Annotated in this window: 14 protein-coding genes; 10 read left to right on the forward strand and 4 right to left on the reverse strand. The window is 71.6% G+C overall.

What is annotated here, in order from left to right:
* Positions 1-4 precede the first annotated feature (4 nt).
* Both pssA and AB0P41_RS05335 read left to right on the forward strand, forming a co-directional pair.
* Entirely contained in the window at positions 5-823 is an 819-nt protein-coding gene (gene pssA, locus AB0P41_RS05330) for a CDP-diacylglycerol--serine O-phosphatidyltransferase (protein ID WP_325749121.1), read from the forward strand.
* A gap of 114 nt (positions 824-937) precedes the next feature.
* Complete coding sequence (locus AB0P41_RS05335; RefSeq protein ID WP_365930220.1) at positions 938-3,073, forward strand: SpoIIE family protein phosphatase; 2,136 nt, start codon at positions 938-940, stop codon at positions 3,071-3,073.
* A 39-nt stretch (positions 3,074-3,112) separates the two neighbouring features.
* Here AB0P41_RS05335 and AB0P41_RS05340 read toward each other — a convergent pair whose 3' ends face one another.
* The 3 genes from AB0P41_RS05340 to AB0P41_RS05350 all read right to left on the reverse strand — a co-directional run bounded on the left by AB0P41_RS05340 (position 3,113) and on the right by AB0P41_RS05350 (position 7,731).
* Entirely contained in the window at positions 3,113-5,227 is a 2,115-nt protein-coding gene (locus AB0P41_RS05340) for an acyltransferase family protein (RefSeq protein ID WP_365930222.1), read from the reverse strand.
* A gap of 264 nt (positions 5,228-5,491) precedes the next feature.
* Entirely contained in the window at positions 5,492-6,850 is a 1,359-nt protein-coding gene (locus AB0P41_RS05345) for a glycoside hydrolase family 5 protein (RefSeq protein ID WP_365930224.1), read from the reverse strand.
* A gap of 218 nt (positions 6,851-7,068) precedes the next feature.
* Entirely contained in the window at positions 7,069-7,731 is a 663-nt protein-coding gene (locus tag AB0P41_RS05350) for a ScbR family autoregulator-binding transcription factor (protein WP_356716441.1), read from the reverse strand.
* Between the two features lie 162 nt (positions 7,732-7,893).
* Here AB0P41_RS05350 and AB0P41_RS05355 point away from each other — a divergent pair, with 162 nt between their 5' ends.
* A complete protein-coding gene (locus AB0P41_RS05355) occupies positions 7,894-9,000 on the forward strand; it encodes a ScbA/BarX family gamma-butyrolactone biosynthesis protein (protein ID WP_356716439.1) in 1,107 nt (368 codons plus the stop codon).
* On the opposite strand, the gene AB0P41_RS05360 is transcribed toward AB0P41_RS05355, so the two are convergent.
* Positions 8,985-9,596: a helix-turn-helix domain-containing protein gene (locus AB0P41_RS05360; protein WP_365930226.1), complete on the reverse strand. Its 612-nt coding sequence runs from the start codon at positions 9,594-9,596 to the stop codon at positions 8,985-8,987. The genes AB0P41_RS05355 and AB0P41_RS05360 overlap by 16 nt on opposite strands.
* A gap of 103 nt (positions 9,597-9,699) precedes the next feature.
* On the opposite strand from AB0P41_RS05360, the gene AB0P41_RS05365 reads away from it, so the two are divergent.
* The 7 genes from AB0P41_RS05365 to AB0P41_RS05395 all read left to right on the forward strand — a co-directional run bounded on the left by AB0P41_RS05365 (position 9,700) and on the right by AB0P41_RS05395 (position 16,192).
* Entirely contained in the window at positions 9,700-10,899 is a 1,200-nt protein-coding gene (locus tag AB0P41_RS05365; RefSeq protein WP_365930228.1) for an acyl-CoA dehydrogenase family protein, read from the forward strand.
* A 300-nt stretch (positions 10,900-11,199) separates the two neighbouring features.
* Positions 11,200-11,694 (forward strand): MerR family transcriptional regulator, encoded by a 495-nt coding sequence (locus tag AB0P41_RS05370; protein ID WP_365930230.1) that lies wholly within the window; start codon positions 11,200-11,202, stop codon positions 11,692-11,694.
* A 332-nt stretch (positions 11,695-12,026) separates the two neighbouring features.
* The gene (locus AB0P41_RS05375) at positions 12,027-13,373 is read left to right on the forward strand and encodes a long-chain fatty acid--CoA ligase (protein WP_365930232.1); all 1,347 of its coding nucleotides are present in this window, start codon (positions 12,027-12,029) and stop codon (positions 13,371-13,373) included.
* Complete coding sequence (locus tag AB0P41_RS05380; RefSeq protein ID WP_356716429.1) at positions 13,370-14,149, forward strand: SDR family oxidoreductase; 780 nt, start codon at positions 13,370-13,372, stop codon at positions 14,147-14,149. The genes AB0P41_RS05375 and AB0P41_RS05380 overlap by 4 nt, the downstream gene beginning before the upstream one ends.
* On the forward strand, positions 14,143-14,412 hold the full coding sequence (locus AB0P41_RS05385) for an acyl carrier protein (RefSeq protein WP_365930234.1): 270 nt from the start codon (positions 14,143-14,145) through the stop codon (positions 14,410-14,412). Before AB0P41_RS05380 ends, AB0P41_RS05385 begins: the two co-directional genes overlap by 7 nt.
* 1 nt (position 14,413) lies before the next feature.
* The gene (locus AB0P41_RS05390; protein WP_365930236.1) at positions 14,414-15,460 is read left to right on the forward strand and encodes an AvrD family protein; all 1,047 of its coding nucleotides are present in this window, start codon (positions 14,414-14,416) and stop codon (positions 15,458-15,460) included.
* Positions 15,461-15,487: 27 nt separating this feature from the next.
* Positions 15,488-16,192, forward strand: a complete 705-nt coding sequence (locus AB0P41_RS05395) for an AAA family ATPase (RefSeq protein WP_365930238.1) — start codon at positions 15,488-15,490, stop codon at positions 16,190-16,192.
* Positions 16,193-16,216: the final 24 nt, after the last annotated feature.

Below are 16,216 nucleotides of genomic sequence, written 5' to 3' on the forward strand. Positions count from 1 at the left end.
CTGGGTGCCCGAGGCGGAGGAGCAGGACGACGCCGAGGACATGCCGCTCTCGATGAGGCTGTCGATAGCGGACACGCTCACCCTCGGTAACGCCACGTGCGGCTTCATGGCGGTGTACTTCACCACCACGGGAATCCTCATCCCGCACCTCACGGGCAGCGACGAGTCGGGCATGGCCAGGCACTCCGCGGCGACCGCGGTGATCCTGATGCTCATGGCAGCCGTGTTCGACCTGTTCGACGGGCTCGTGGCGCGCAAGCTGCGCTCCTCCCCGATGGGTGCGGAGCTGGACAACCTCTCCGACCTCATCAGCTTCGGCCTCGCACCCGCGTATTTCGTACTGGTGTACGGAATGGTCGCGGACGACGCACACCAGCGGGTGTCGGCGCTCGCGGCGATCGTGGTGCTGCTGGCGGTGGTGCTCCGGCTTGCGCGGTTCTCGTGCGTGACCTTGAAGGACGGCATGTTCCAGGGCATGCCGAGCCCCTTCGGAGCGCTCACGGTCGTCTCGATCGTGCTGCTGGAGCTGCCCTTCGTGCCGACGCTGCTCGCGATCGTCGGAGTGGCGTGGCTGATGGTCAGCCGGGTCGAGTACCCGAAGCCGCGAGGGGTCCTCGCGGTGGCGATGCTCAGCTGGATCGTGGCCGCGATGGGGCTTCTCGCCGCGTGGGCGTTCGACGCCCCCGGCGGCCAGCTGCTCCTCCAGACCGGCTGTGCGCTGCAGGTCGTCCTGGGGGCGGTGATCCCGCTCTTCGCCACGGCGCGGCGGGTGAACACCTTCCGTGACAACCGGCGCGAGGCACGGGCGGCGCAGCTCCCGTAACCAAGCGGAACGCGGATCGACGAGGGCCCGGATGCCAGGGAGCATCCGGGCCCTCGCGCGTGCCCAGGTCCTCAGCGGGTGCGTCCCCGGGTGCCAGGGGGGACGCTGGAAGGCGTGCAGGACCATGCCGCTTCCGTCGCCGCCACAGGTTCGGGCACGGGGCTGCTGGACGGCGCCGTGGACCACCTGGTGCACGAGACCGGTGCGTCGGTGGCGATGCTCTACCTGCTGCCCGAGAACGGCAGCACGCTGCATCTGGCCGTGCTCGCCGGGGTGCCGGGGCAGCTGGCGACCCCGTGGACCCGGGTGCCGCTGTCCGCGCCTATGCCGGTGGCGGACGCCGTGCGGCTGGGCTGCCTGGTATGGCTCGGCAGCCAGGAGGAGCTGGCGCACCGCTATCCGCGTGCCGCGCTCGTCCTGCCGTACCAGTTCGCGCTGGGCGCCGCCCCCATCCGTGCCGGCGCCGTCACGCGAGGCGGGCTGGTACTGCTGTGGCCGGGGTCGCACCCCCCGCAGCTGTCGCCCGTCGAACGTGCGGCCGTCGACAGAGGCTGCAACGGCATCGGCACGCTCCTGCGACAGGCCGAGGCCGAGGGCGTCCCGGTCCTTCCGGGAATCCAGCCCCGGGTGCTCCCCGCACCCCAGCCTCCCGTCCCCGATCCGGCCGAGGCTGCGGCCACGGCGGAATTCACCCAGCGGCTGCCCGGCGGAAGCTGCTCGCTGGCGCTCGACGGGACCGTCACCTACCTCAACGACGCCGCCGCGTCGCTGCTGGGAGCCCGGGCGGACGACGTGTGCGGCGCACTGCCCTGGGTGTCGCTCCCCTGGCTGCACGACCCCGCCGTCGAGGATCACTACCGGGCGGCCGTCATCAGCCGGCAGCACACGAGCTTCACCGTGCTGCGGCCGCCGGACCAGTGGCTGGAATTCCACCTGTTCCCGGACGCCACCGGGATCAGCGTCCGGATCGTGCCCGCCTCCGAGCCCGGCCCCACGGAGGTCCCGCCCCCGACTCTGCCGCTCCCGGCGGCCGTGCCCAGCAGGGCCACCGCCCTGTACCACCTGATGCACCTGGCGGCGACGCTCACCGAGGCGGTGGGCACCCAGGACGTGATCGAGCTGGCCGGCGAACAGGTGATGCCCGCCTTCCGGATCCAGACCCTGATCATCATGACGTCGGCGGAGGGGCGGCTGCGGGTCGAGGGCCGCCTGGGCAGATGCCCCGCCCTCATGGACCGCTTCGACGGTGCGCCCCTGAGCTCGCCCACACCCGCGGCGCACGTGCTGATGAAAGGCGTCCCCGACTTCTATCCCACCTTCACCGAGCTGCACCGCGCCTATCCGTCGGCGGACCTCCGCGACGCCGTGGCAGCCTGCGCCTTCCTCCCGCTGATCGTTTCCGGACGTCCGATCGGCTCCCTGGTCCTCGCCTACGACCGGCCCCATCCCTTCGAGCCCGAGGAACGCGCCCTGCTCACCTCGATCGCCGGGCTGCTCGCCCAGGCGCTGGACCGGGCGCGCCTCTACGACATCAAGGACCGTCTGTCGCACAGTCTGCAGGCCCACCTCCTGCCCCACACCCTCCCCCGGATCGCGGGCCTCGACGTCGCGGCCCGCTATCTCCCGTCGACCCGCGGCATGGGCATCGGCGGGGACTTCTACGACCTGATCCGGCTGGACGACACGGCTGCCGCCGCGGCCATCGGCGACGTACAGGGGCACAACGAGAACGCCGCCGCGCTCATGGGGCAGGTGCGGACCGCCGTGCACGCCTCCGCCGGTGCGCCGCCCGACGAGGTCCTCGCCCGCACCAACCGTCTGCTGACCGACCTCGATCCCGGCCTGTTCACCAGCTGTCTCTACGTGCACCTCGACCTGGCCGGGCACCGAGCCCGGCTGGCCACCGCGGGCCATCCCGGACCGCTGTTGCGCCAGCCCGACGGACAGACCGAGGTACTCGACCTGCCGCCCGGTCTCCTGCTGGGCATCGACCCGGCGTCCCGCTACCCCACGACCGAGATCCCGCTGCGTCCCGGTGCGGCGCTCGCCCTGTACACCGACGGGCTCGTGGAGGCGCCGGGTGTGGACTTCGACGACGCCACCGCGGAGCTGGCCGCGCACCTCGCCCTGGCCCTGGACCAGGACATGGAGTCCGTCGCCGACACGCTCGTGCGGTACGCCAAGCGGGCCACGCCCGGCAACGACGACATCGCGCTGCTGCTCATCAACGCCCTGCGGCAGGACGGCTGAGGACGACCGGGTCCGCGCGGCGGGCGGCACCGGGCCGGTTCAGGGCGCGTCCACGAGGCGGTCCAGCGTCGGCGCCAGGACCGGGGCGAGCGCCGCGGCGTACGCCTCGGAGAGGTGGCTGTCGTCGCGGTGGACGGCGGTGTCGCCGACGACCACGGGGCAGAAGCCGGTGCGGGGCGCGCAGACCCAGGGGGTGGGGTCGATGACCGTGGTGTCCGTCGCGGACGCGGCGGCTCGGACGGCTCTCCCGCGCGTCGCGTCATGGATGGCGTCCGGCAGGTGGTTCGCGCAGGCGTGCAGCTGGAGGGAGTTCCTGGCGGCGCAGTCGACCGGGTCACCCTTGGGCCACGGGGTGTCCAGCAGGGCGGCGACCCGGGTGCCGGAGGCCCTCAGGTCGCGGAAGGTGCTCTCGAAGCCGGTGGTCCACTGGCGGAGGGGGTCGGCGGCGGGGCGCACCGGGTCTCCGGCGTCCGAGGAGGAGGCGACGACCAGATCGGGGCGCAGGGCCCTGATCCTCGCCACGGCGTCGGAGCGCCAGGTGTCGCAGGCGGTGTACGGCTTGTGGTCGTACACGGTGGTCAGGTCGGCGACCTTGCAGGAGGCCTTCGTCAGCGGGACGAGCTTCCAGCCGCGTGTGGTCGCGAGCCGTTGCAGGGCGGGGAACCACTGGGCCGCGTGGGAGTCGCCGAAGAGGACGACCGTACGGGACGAGGCCGGGTCGCCGTAGACGCAGGGCCGGGTGCCGGTGGCGGCGCGGTCGACGTGGCAGCCGTCCCGGTAGACCGCGGAGCGGGAGGACTTCACCTCCGGCAGGGACGGGGCGAGGTTGCCCGGCAGGGCGGTGGGGGCCGATGCGAGCAGTCCGGTGAGCCGGGCCTCGGGGTCCGGGTCCGCCGAGAGGGCCTGCGCCAGGGCGGGGGCGGGGCCGCCCACCTCGATCGTCGGCGGGACCGCCGCCGCCGTCAGGGACAGCGCCCAGGCTCCGGCCGTCAGCGCCGCTCCGAGGACCAGGGCACGGCGGGGGCGTCTGCGGAAGGCCCGGTGGAAGCGGACCGGGTTCTCGACGAGGCGCAGGGTGAGCCACGCCAGGCCCAGCGCCGCCGCGCACAGCCCGAGCGCGAGGGGCACGCCGGCTGTCCCGTCCGCGCGGCCCAGCGCCGCCGGGGCTATGACCAGCAGCGGCCAGTGCCACAGGTACCAGCCGTACGAGAGTCCACCGAGCCACACCAGCGGGCGCCGCCCGAGCAGCCACCCGGCGCCGTGCGGGGCGGGCGCGCAGCCGCCGGCCAGGACGAGCACCGTACCGGCGACCGGCAGGAGGGCGTGGTAGCCGGGGAAGGGCGTCCCGTCGTCGTACCGGACCGCTGCCAGCGTGACGCAGGCAAGACCGAGCCACGTCAGCGGGGCCGCGAGTGCGGCGGGCAGCCGTGCCAGCCGGCCGGTGCCCAGCGCCAGGAGGGCGCCGGCGCCCAGTTCCCAGGCCCGGGTGAGGGAGCCGAAGTACGCCCAGGGTGCCGAGGCGTTCGTCATGAGGAGACCCGCCGCGAACGACCCCAGGAAGAGTGCTCCCAGCAGCATCGCGACAGGGCGGCGCCGGCCGCGGGCGACCCGCCAGGCGAGCAGCAGGAGCAGCGGCCACACCAGGTAGAACTGCTCCTCCACGGCGAGGGACCAGAAGTGCTGGAACGGCGACGGCGGGCTGTTCCGGGCGAGGTAGTCCGTACCGGCCGCGGCCAGCCGGAAGTTGACCGCGTACAGCGCACTGGCGAGAGCGTCGCCCGCGTACTCGGCGAGCCGGGCCTTGGAGAGGAACAGCCACGCCCCGGCCAGTGTGGCGGCGATGACCAGGGACGAGGCGGGGAGCAGCCGCAGTACCCGGCGGGCGTAGAAGGAACGCACCGACACCCGCCCGGTGGTGGTGAGTTCGCGGAGCAGCAGCGAGGTGATGAGGAAGCCGGAGATCACGAAGAAGACGTCGACCCCGATGTAGCCGCCGCTCACCTGGGTCACGCCCGCGTGGGAGAGCACCACCAGTCCGACGGCCACCGCGCGCAGCCCCTGGATGTCGAGCCGCGGTGCGTGGCCCCCCTGCGGTGACGGTGGTCTGCCGCTCGCCGGGGCGGTGCGGGTCTCGGCGGGGATGGTGCTCGGCATCGGGTGGCTCCTCGGGGCGGCTGACACGCTTCCGCCGGGAAGACCGCTCCGGCCGTCGCACGGGTTCCGCCGGTGTCGCCCTGCTTCGCCTGACCGGCGAAGGTTCAACCGTGGGATACCGGCGGTTCACCCGCTTGCGGCCGGGTGACAGGGAACGCCGAGCCCTTCGAGCGGTGGAGAGCCCTGGGGTGCCGAGGCGGTGGGGTGTCATCGGCACCCCAGGGCGTTCAGGGGGTGGTGCGGACGGCGCGGCGCGGGCGGTGTTCAGCCGCCGTAGAGGTCACCCAGACTGATGCCGCTGGTGCTGCCCTCACCGCCGAGCCCGACCTCGTGGTCGAGGCTCACGAACTTCCCGCCGGACTGCCAGAGGGCGGGCTTGAGCAGGGCGTACTTGGCCTCGTCCCAGGTGGCCCAGTCATAGCCCAGAAGGCCCCCGGTGTCGCCGGAGTTGGGGTTGAGGCACCAGAAGGTGTGGTGGATGCCGTTCTCCACCATCAGACCGCGCAACGCCTTCATCCACTTCTCGTTCGGGCCGCCGTCGAGGTGACCGCCCCATTCGCCGATGAACAGCGGCGCGGTGCCGTCCTTGTGCAGGTAGAGCCAGTTGGGGTCCCAGACGTCGCGCTCCAGCGTGGTGCGGTCCCACTCCCCCTCGAACCAGGGCTGCTGGTACACCAGCGGCCCGTAGTCGTGCGGGGAGTACACCAGTTGGTCCTGCTGGGCGCCGAGGTCGACCGGGTGGTCCTTCACACCACGCAGGTTTCCGCCCCACCACATGCCGTGGTAGTCGGCCGCGGAAGTGGAGGACCAGTTCGCGCCGTCCTTCGGATAGATCTCTATGCCCTCGCACAGGACGAGGACATCCGGGTTGACCGCGAGGATCCGTTTGCCGGCGGTCTCGCAGGTGTGCTTGAAGTTGTCCTGGTCGGTGGTGGCGTCCCACTTGGCCCGGGGGCTGTCGGACTGCTTGCCGTGGGGCTCGTTCTTGACGTCCATCGCCACGAGGGTGTCGTTCGCCTTGTAGCGGGCGGTCACCCACTCCCAGGCGGAGTAGAACTGCTCGGTGGTGATCGCGCCCTTCCACCACACCGGGTGGACATGGCCGGAGTTGTCGGCCTCGGCGCTGTGGACGTCGAGCATCACCTTCACGCCGTACTTCTCCGCCACCCCGAGGAAGGTGTCGAAGACGCCGAGCGTCGTCTTCCCCTCGAGCGCGGGGTTGGCCCAGGTGTTGACCGCGCTGGAGACCGCCGCCTGACCGTTCTTCCACTCCAGCAGCAGCTGGGTGGAGATCGGTACGCGGATGATGTTGATGCCGCGCTCCGCCATCTGCCGGGTGATCGTGTCCAGGTTGGCGGACCAGAGACCGTGGAAGACCCGCTCGGTCGCGTTGAAGCCGAACCAGTTGGCACCGGTGAGCCAGACCCGGTTGCCCTGCTTGTCGACGATCCGGTTGCCCTCGGTGTGGAGCCAGTCCGTGCCGGTTCCGGCCACTGTCTCCGTACGTGCCGCGGGCGCGGGGGCCGGCTGTGCGGCGACCGGACCGGAGAGCGCCATCAGCAGGGCTGTCGCGGTGATTGCTGCCAGGACCGGGCCCAGCCACTTTCTCGTCGGTGACTTCATCCGTCGTCGCCCTTCAGGGGGGTAAGGCGGGCAGAGGCGCCTGGGAGCGCTCCCATGCATTGCTCACATGAAGCCAGCACGACGGTCGACGTGTCAATGCACATGTCAAACTTCACTTCTTGGAGGCATCGCCGGCGCCGACGACCCCCGCACGGGACCGTGGAGGCGGACAGCCCGCCCGCCTCCGTCCGCCCCGCCGGACGCGCCCTCGGCAGCGGTCAGGGAAGTACCTCGACGCGCGGCAGAAGCGTGGACAGCAGCTCCTGGACGCGGACCCCCAGGTCCGCACGGCCCCGCTGGATCCAGGAGATGTGCTGCGCGCCGAAGAAGGCCGCCGCGAGCACCCTGCTGAGCACCTCGGGATTGGCTCCGGGAGCCAGGAGCCCGGCGGCCCGCGCCCGGCGGAAGCTCGCGCACAGGGCTTCCGTGTACCCCTCGAACGGCGCGGGGAGGTCGGCACCGATGAGCGCGTACTCGATCTGCAGCCGCGCACCGGCCTGGACCACCACGTCATCGCGGAACGCCTGGGCGGTGCGCATCAGCAGCTCGGAGACCTCGTCCAGGGGTGAGAGCCCGTCCTGACGCACCGACTCGACGACCACGCCGAGCCTCTCGTAGAACTTCGCCGCCACCTCCTGCGCCAGCGCCTCCTTGTTGGCGAAGTGGAAGTAGACGGCGCCCTTCGTCATCCCGGCCAGTTCGGCGACGTCCATGATCGTCACACTCGGATAGCCGCGGGCGGCGAAGGCCTCCGCAGCCGCGTCGAGCACCTGCAGACGGGTACGGACCGCGCGTTGCTGCTTGGGTCCTGACGCCTGCTCCGCCCGGCCGCCCTCTCGCGCGGCTGGGGAAGGCGTCGCAGTCTTCTTCTCGGCGGCCATCAGCGACCTTCCTGGTGGGTCGTGGTCGGTTCGGAGATCGCTACCTCCCGGCATGCGCCCACCGAATCCAAGTACCAGCTTGAAATATACCTTCGTAACGGTATCATCTTGCTCGCCCGCTGAGGCGTTCTGCCTCCGCTGGTCCACTTGGGGGGACTTGAGATGCTTCGGAGCAGTGATCAGCGCACGGACGACCACGAGATCCAGGGAACCGGCACCAGACCCGGCGCGGGCGGCGGCGAGCCGGCGAACGGCTTCGCCCCCCGCGCACTCGACTACCTCCAGCCCGTCCCCCGGCACATGGTGCACCGCGCCGCCGTCGCCGAGGTGTTCGTGACCGACTCGGTCCGCACCGGGGAGGACCGGTTCCTGGTGGCGGCCCAGTGGCCCCGGGATCACGCCCTCTACTCACCGAGCTCCTCCGGCATCAGCGATCCGCTGCTGCTGGCGGAGACGGTCCGTCAGACCCTGGTCTATCTGGCCCACCGCTTCTACGGGGTGCCGCTCACCCACCGGTTCGTCGGCAGCGGCACAGCGTTCCGCATCACCCGGCCGGAGTTGCTGCGCATCGGGGACGCGCCGCTGCCGGTGGTACTCGACGCCCGGTGGGAGTGGGTGGGGAACCGTCCGCCGCGCCGCTACGGGATGCGCCTGACGGTGGTGCTGACGATCGGCGGCCAGGTGTGCGGCGAGGGGGAGATCAGCGCGGTCGCTGTCAACGACCGTACGTACAAGGGCCTGCGCGGGCGCGGCACGGCACCGGCGGACGCCGGCTCCCCGGCGGTCGGGACGACGCGGGTCCCGCCGTCGTCCGTCGGGCGACTGCGCACCAAGGACAGCGTTCTGGGGCTGGGCACCGACGGGTCCTGGCAGTTGCTGGTCGACCTCCGGCACGCCATCTACTTCGACCACCCCAGCGATCACGTGCCGCTCATGGTCATGCTGGAGGGCTTCCGGCAGCTCGGCCACCTCCTGGTGAACGGGGACGCCGGGAGCGCGACGGCGGACGCCCGGGCCGCGGACGGCGAGACCGTGCTGACCGGGATGTCGGTCGACTGCCGGGCCTTCGGCGAACTCGACGCGCCGATCAGCCTGGTGGTGTCCGGGCGGCAGCCGTGCGAAGGCCCGGCCACGTCCGGCACGCTGACCGTCGAGGCGGTACAGAACGGCACCCTGCTGGCCACCTGCCTCACCACCTGGGCCTGCCCGCCCGGCCTGCCCGGAGAGCTCGCCGCCAGCGGGGCGGCCGCCGATCACGGCCCCGCCTGACCCTCGTCGCCCGACGCGGCCGAGACGGCGCCCCAGAGCGCGGCCACGCGTTCGGCAAGGCCCTTCCGGTCCGTCGCGGAGGCGGTGACGTACGCGCCCACCAGGATGACCAGGGCCAGGTCGGCCGGCTCGGCGGCCTGACGGGGGTGCGTCTCGCCGGATGCCTCGCCGGATGCCTCGCCGGATGCCGAGGCGTCCGCCGAGGCACGGCTCGCCGAGCGCGGCGGCCACCGCAGACGGCCGGGCACCCCCGGCTCGCTCTGCGCGGCGTCGAGCATGAGGCGCAGCCCCGCGTTGACCCGCGGATCAGCCTCCACCTCACGCGCGAACTCCATGGTCAGCGAGCGCAGTTCAGCCAGTCCCCGCCCAGCGCCGCGCTCCCCCAGTTCCTCCAGGAACGCTGCCAGGTGACCGCTGAGCGCTTCCGCCAGGTCTTCTTTCCGCGCGAAGTGCCCGTAGAGCGCCCCCTTCGTCAGGGAGGTCCGGTCCACCACGCGTTGCAGGTTGGCGTCCGAGTAGCCGTACCGGGCGAACTCCTCCGCGGCGGCGTCCAGAAACTGCTCGTAGGTACGCCGCGAACGCTCCTGTTTTGCCATCCCATTACCTCCGCAGACCTGGAGAACGACCATCTTACATAAAAATACCTTCTCCCACGAATGTTCAGAACACACCGGACGCCGGATCCAGGGAGCACTTCACATGACGGAACAAGCGATCACGCCCCCGTACGCCACCGCCCCCCTGCTCGCCCCGCCGGCCGTCCCGGGGGCCTGGCTGCCGGCACCCCGCCCGGAGGTCCTGCGGGCGGCCGCCGTCGCGGGCGCGGACGCCCGTCGGGCCGACAGGGAGGGACGGCTGTCACCCGCGACCGTCGAGGCGGTGACGGACGCGGGTCTGCCGGCCCACTTCGTTGGACGCGGCGGACAAGGAGCCGGGAGCTTCTCCGCGCTGTTCGCGGACATCACCGCCCTGGCCCAGGAGTGCCCCTCGGCCGCCTGGTGCGGTGCGCTGTGGGCCGCGCACGGGCGCTTCGCGTCCTGCCTTCCGGAGCGCGGCCGGCGCGAACTGTGGGCCGGCGGCCCCGATGTGCGGATCGCCTCGGCGGTCGCGCCGCCGGCCGGCTCCGCGGTGGAGACGGCGGAGGGCCTGCGGCTCACCGGCGTGTGGGAGTGCGTCAGCGGCGCCCGGCACTCGGACTGGGTCCTGCTGGCGACGCCGGTGACCGGGCCCTCCCCGGAGGACGGTCGGCCGGAGACCCGGGTCCTCGCCGTGCCGGCGGGCGAGCTGGCCGTCCACGGCACCTGGGACGCGACGGGTCTGCGGGGTACGGCGAGCGATGCCGTCGAGGCCTGTGACGTCCTCGTCCCCGCCCACCGTTCCTTCCCCCTCACCGGCATGCTGGACGGCACCGGCAACCACGGCGCCGGCCGTGCACACCGCGCCCCGGCGCAGCTGGCGGGCGGCCTGATCTTCTGCGCGACCGCGCTGGGCGCCGCGCACGCGCTCCGGAGGGCGTGGTCCGGCTGGGCGACGGGAGGCGCCGGCGGGCGGGGCCCGTACGACAGCCCGGCCGTGCGCGATGCGCTGGCGGTGTCCTCGGCCCGCATCGACGCCGCGCATCTCCTGCTGGCCCGTGCCGCGTTCCGTGCGGACACGGAACCGGTGACGGAATCCCTCACGGCCGTCAACCAGCGGGACGCGGCGTTCGCCGCCGGTCTCCTGCTGGAGGCGGCGAACCAGCTCTTCGGGGCGGGTGGCGCACACGTACGCGACGCCGCCGGCGACGTCCAGCGCCTGTGGCGCGACGTGCAGACCGCGGCCCGCCACGGCGTCCTCCGCATGGAACCGGCCGCCACCTCGTACGCGCGGGCGGAGGAGTCCTGGCCGGATCTCGCCTGAGTCACGGTCAGCCAGGTAGCACGCACCACCCGTCCCCGTTCGCATGCGTGCGAGCGGGGACGAGTCGTCTGCAAATAAACGTTCAAGAACGAATGTGAGTGCAGATCAGCCCCAGAGCACCGTACATCCAGGTGAAACGCGGTGAAGCTCTGTCCGCAGCACACCAAGAGAAGGCAATGTCACGCCATCCCTGCCATAAGAAAACCGTCGCGGACGAATTTTTAGGTAGAGTCGTGCTCATCGATCGGCTGAATCTGCCGGTCAGGTTCTTACGCGTTGTCCTTACCAGGGGGTCAGACGATGCCTGAGCGAAACCGTCCGCCGGACGAACACCGCTACACGATCACCGAGGTCGCACGGCTCACCGGACTGAGGGCGCACACGCTGCGCTGGTACGAGGAGATGGGGCTGGTCACGGATGTGGGCCGCGGCCCGGGCGGACGCAGGTCGTACGAGGTCTCTCATCTGCGCTGGCTCGACTTCCTCGCCCAGGTGCGCGAGACGGGGATGACCGTGGCCGACCTGACGCGGTACGTGGAGCTGGTGCGCAAGGGCGAGGAGAGCGTCTCCGAGCGTCTCGCCCTGCTGGAGGCCCACAGGTGTCGCCTGGACGACCAGGCCGCCCGGCTGGAGCGGTGCCTGCGTCACCTGGACGCCAGGCTCGCGTCCTACAGGCTGGCGGAGCAGCGGCTCGCCCCCACCACCGAGCGGACGAGCAGCCGGAGCCGTCGTCCGGCCCCGCCGGCCTCCGCGACGGGTCGTCCGACCGGGGCGCCCGTTCCGGCCTACGCCTGACGCGATGGCCCGCCGGCAGCACCGCGTGACGTTCGACACCCGCAACCGGCCTTGCTTCAGGCGCACTTGAACTCCGTAGCGTCTTCGTCACAGCACGGAAGCCGCGCTCGCGGGCGGCGTCCGGAAGCTGCGCCGGAGCACGCACCGCAGCGCCGTCCCAGGCCGGACGACCGCCTCCGCGGGGGACGACGAAGTCCCCCCGGGCCGTGCGGTCCGGTGTCCCGGACGAACACCTTTCCCACGTACCCGCCGCTCTCGTCACGGTCGCCCTGTTCACCACGCGACCCGAGCAGTCGGCGCACAACCGCGGCACAAAAAAAGGGGGAAACGAAATGATCACATCATTCCTGGCGCGTCTGCACCGATTCGGTGACGCGGACGCGATCGTCTTCGATTCGGTGCGGTACACGTACACCGGTCTGGTCGCCGGCATCGCGCGATGGCGTGCGTTCCTGGACGACCACGGGGTAACCGCGGGCCAGGTCGTGGCCCTGGAGGGGCCCGGTTCCTTCGAGACCTGCGCCGCCCTGCTCGCTCTCGTCGAGCGCGGCGTCGTCCTCGTGCCGTTGACTCCACTCCCCGAGGCCAAGCGGGCGGAGTTCCACGAGATCGCCCAGGTCGAGGCCGTCGTCACCATCGGCGCGGACAGCACCGGCCACTCCTTCGCGCGGTCCGGACGGGCCGCGGACCACGAGCTCTACGGGCGGCTGCGTTCCGCCGGGCGGGCCGGCCTGGTGCTGTTCAGCTCGGGCACGACCGGACGCAGCAAGGCGACGGTCCTGGACTTCACGAAGGTGCTCGCCCGATACGGCGAACCCACCAGACCGCAGTCCACGCTGGCCTTCCTCAACCTGGACCACATCGGCGGCATCAACACGCTGCTGCACACACTCGGTCAGGGCGGCACCGTAATCACCCTGCCGGAACGCACACCGGACACCGTCTGCGCCGCGATCGCGCGCTTCGGGATACGGGTACTGCCGACCACCCCCACGTTCCTCAACATGCTGCTGATCTCCGGTGCGTACCAGCGACACGACCTCAGCTCCCTGACCCTCGTCACCTACGGCACCGAGCCGATGCCGCTGGGCACCCTCCAGCGGCTGAAGGCGGCACTGCCCGCCGTGCGCCTCAAGCAGACCTACGGTCTCTCCGAACTCGGCATCCTGCCGACCAGGTCGAAGGCCGACGACACCCTGTGGGTGCGCCTGGGAGGGCCGGGGTTCGAGTACCAGGTGCGTGAGGGCGTGCTCTGGATCCGCTCGGAGATGGCGATGCTCGGTTATCTCAACGCCCCGGCGCCCTTCGACGACGAGGGGTTCTTCAACACCCAGGACGCGGTGGAGGTGGACGGCCCGTACGTCCGCATCCTGGGGAGGCGTTCGGAGATCATCAACGTGGCCGGGGAGAAGGTCTACCCCAGCGAGGTCGAGAACGTCCTGCTGGAACTGGACGAGGTGGCGGACGTCACGGTCTCGGGGCGCCCGAGCCACGTCACCGGCATGGTGGTCAAGGCCGTCGTCCGGCTCACCGCCGGCGCCGACCACGAGGGCTTCGGCCGCCGGGCCCGGGTCCACTGCCGGGGCAGGCTGGAAGCGTACAAGGTCCCCGCGGTCGTGGAGATCTCCGAGGCCGAGCACCACAACGACCGCTTCAAGAAGACCCGGAGCCTGGTGTGACGGCGCCGGCCGGCACCGTGACCGGGCCCGCATCGCCGGACGGAACTCCCGAGGACGGCCGCGTCGCGGTGGTCAGCGGCGGGAGCCGTGGTCTGGGGCGCGTCGTGGTGGAGCGCCTCCTCGCCGACGGCTGGCGGGTGGCGACCTTCAGCCGGACGGCCAACGACTTCACGGCCGGCAGTGAGCGGCTCCACCCGACCCGTTTCCACTGGGAGGCCGCCGATCTCACCGAACCGGCGTCCATGCGGGCGTTCGTACGGGGCGTGAACCGGCGCTTCGGGCGGGCCGACCTGCTGGTCAACAACGCGGGTGTTCTCCACCAGGAGCTCTTCCTGACGACCGCGCCCAAGCGGATCGACACCCTCCTCACCACCAATCTGCTCGCCCCCATGATGCTCACCCAGGCGTGCGCCCGGCTGATGACCCGTCAGGGCGGCAACATCGTCAACGTCTCGTCGATCAACGCCATCCGCGGCTACCGGGGAGTCTCCGTCTACGCGGCGGCGAAGGCGGGACTCGACGGGTTCAGCCGCAGCCTCGCCCGTGAACTCGGAGCGTTCGGCATCCGGGTCAACTCGATCGTCCCGGGCTTCTTCGACAGCGAGATGACCGCCGAGGTCACCGCCGGCAACCGGGAGAAGATCCAGCACCGCACCCCGCTGGGGAGGCTCGGAACCGTGGAGGAGATCGCCGACGCGATCCTCTTCCTCACCTCTCCCCGCGCCCATTTCGTCACCGGTCAGTCCCTTGTCATAGATGGAGGAATCACATGTTGAGCAAGGCCGAGATAAGCGAACTCGTCGTCGTCCGGGTACGCGATCTGGTGCTCGATCCGGAGCTGGCCGATGCCGTCGCCCCGTCGGTGCCCCTCATGGAACTGGGCCTGAACTCCCTCATGCTCGCCCAGCTCCTCATCGAGCTGGAGGCGGAGCTGGACGTCGACCCGTTCGCGGAGCAGTTCTCCATCACCGACATGCGTACGGTGCAGGACCTCGTGGACGCCTACGACCGGGCTCTCGCAGCCGGTGCGGCGGTCTGACATGGCTGCGACCGAACTGCTGCTGCGCTCCATCGACGACTACCTGGGGCCGGCCGAGGGCCGCTTCTTCTCACGGGGCTACCAGCGCGCGGTCTACGACGTCCACACGGTGGCCGTCACCGGTGCCCGGGCGTGCGACGCCGGGGTCACCGCGACCGCCGACATCACGTATCCCGCCGACTGGTCGAAGAAGAAGGCCGGCGTCGACCTGCGGCCCCACCTGAGCACCGTCGACGCGCTGGTGCTGGGGGTCCAGCTGGCCGAGGCCCACACGGCCCACGCCTGGGGCCTGGGCGCCGCGGAGCGCAGGACCGTACGGCTGGCCAAGGTGGTGCTGCGTGCGGGAACAGCTCCTCAGGAGGTGCTCGACGACATCCCCCTCTCCGCCTCCCTGACGCGGACCGGCCCCGAGCCGGACGTGCCGGGCCTGCACCGGTCCGTCTACGACTGTTCGGTGGGCGGGCTGCGGGTGCGGTGCGAGCTGGTCCACCCGGTCGTGGCGGAGGCGACGACCGGCGTCGTCCACGATTCCCTGGCCGGTCTCCTCGGCCCCGGGGAGGCCCGCTTCTACGGCGAGGGTTTCAAGCTCCGCAGGCACACGGTGAACGACGTGCGGGTCTCCGTCCCCGAACTGACGGCGCACGGAGCGGTCGCCTTCACCCCGGTCGCCGGCAGCCCGGCGCCCACCGAGGGCATCGAGGGAGCGCGGCAGCCCTCCGTCTCCCTGATCGACTGCTTCGTCGTCACCCTCCAGCTGGCCCAGGTGCTCATGTACGAACTCGACTCCGTCACCCGGGAGAACAGCAACACGCTCTGGATGATGCAGACCTCGCTGGAGGCGGCCCGGACCCCCGGGCCGCTGACGGCCGGAGACCCGGCCGATGCCCTGCCCCTGACCGCCACGACCGCGGTGACGGCCAAGCGCACGCTCCCGCTGCGCGGCGCGGTCTGGCGCAGCGTCGAGCTGAGCGGCGAGCTGGCGGGCATCCGGATGCGCGCCACCTTCGCCCACGAACTGCCCGCCGACGCCAAGGCCGCCTCGGCCTGACGGCCCCCTTCCACAGGAGGTACACCCATGCGACTGTCGATATCCGGTACCTACTCGGCCGGCAAGACCTTCACCACCATGGCCCTCGCCCACTACACCGGCATTCCGCGATCGCCCGCACGGACGATCCGGGAGATCATGCCGGACGCCGTTCCCGGCAAGGCCCTGACCGAGGTCACCCCCGCCGAGTACATCCAGCTCGCGGTCCGCCGCCATGTCGGCCGTGCCGTCAGCGAGGCCCTGCTGGGCGACACCTTCGTGGCCGACGGTTCGTCGCTCCAGGAGTGGACGTACGCCGCCGCCCGTGTCGAGTTCGGCATGGACCCTGGCGCGGACACCGGCGTGCCGGCCCCGCCCACGGCCGAGATGCTCTTCTTCGGCGAGGTCGCCGACCAGCTCGGCCACGCCTTCCGCCAGCACGTCAAGGAGGGCTTCGACGGCTTCGTCCATCTGCGCAACGAGTTCGCGCTCGGCGCCGACGGCCACCGGCCGATGAACGAGGGATTCCGGGCGCGGTGCGACGAACTGCTGCTACGCGCCCTGGACGACCTGGCCATCCCGTACCTGCCCGTGGGCGGTTCCGTTCCCGAGCGCCTCACGACGATCGTCGGTCACTTCGGTCTGCCCGTCGTACGCGGACTGGACGAGGCGATCGCCCTGGCCGAGGCCGACTACGCGAAGGTCGACTGGCGCCTGGAGAAGGCCCGCCGCCCCGCCGTGTCCGCGGCCTGACCGCACGTCACCCATCAGCCGGCC

The organism is Streptomyces sp. NPDC079167, from assembly GCF_040686735.1.
In the GTDB taxonomy this organism is placed as follows: Bacteria; Actinomycetota; Actinomycetes; order Streptomycetales; family Streptomycetaceae; genus Streptomyces.

Coding starts and splice junctions, on each gene's coding strand:
- AB0P41_RS05340 (WP_365930222.1), bottom strand. CDS start 5,227: ATGCCGAGCACCATCCCCGCCGAGACCCGCACCGCCCCGGCGAGCGGC.
- AB0P41_RS05345 (WP_365930224.1), bottom strand. CDS start 6,850: ATGAAGTCACCGACGAGAAAGTGGCTGGGCCCGGTCCTGGCAGCAATC.
- AB0P41_RS05350 (WP_356716441.1), bottom strand. CDS start 7,731: ATGGCCGCCGAGAAGAAGACTGCGACGCCTTCCCCAGCCGCGCGAGAG.
- AB0P41_RS05355 (WP_356716439.1), top strand. CDS start 7,894: ATGCTTCGGAGCAGTGATCAGCGCACGGACGACCACGAGATCCAGGGA.
- AB0P41_RS05360 (WP_365930226.1), bottom strand. CDS start 9,596: ATGGCAAAACAGGAGCGTTCGCGGCGTACCTACGAGCAGTTTCTGGAC.
- AB0P41_RS05365 (WP_365930228.1), top strand. CDS start 9,700: ATGACGGAACAAGCGATCACGCCCCCGTACGCCACCGCCCCCCTGCTC.
- AB0P41_RS05370 (WP_365930230.1), top strand. CDS start 11,200: ATGCCTGAGCGAAACCGTCCGCCGGACGAACACCGCTACACGATCACC.
- AB0P41_RS05375 (WP_365930232.1), top strand. CDS start 12,027: ATGATCACATCATTCCTGGCGCGTCTGCACCGATTCGGTGACGCGGAC.
- AB0P41_RS05385 (WP_365930234.1), top strand. CDS start 14,143: ATGTTGAGCAAGGCCGAGATAAGCGAACTCGTCGTCGTCCGGGTACGC.
- AB0P41_RS05390 (WP_365930236.1), top strand. CDS start 14,414: ATGGCTGCGACCGAACTGCTGCTGCGCTCCATCGACGACTACCTGGGG.
- AB0P41_RS05395 (WP_365930238.1), top strand. CDS start 15,488: ATGCGACTGTCGATATCCGGTACCTACTCGGCCGGCAAGACCTTCACC.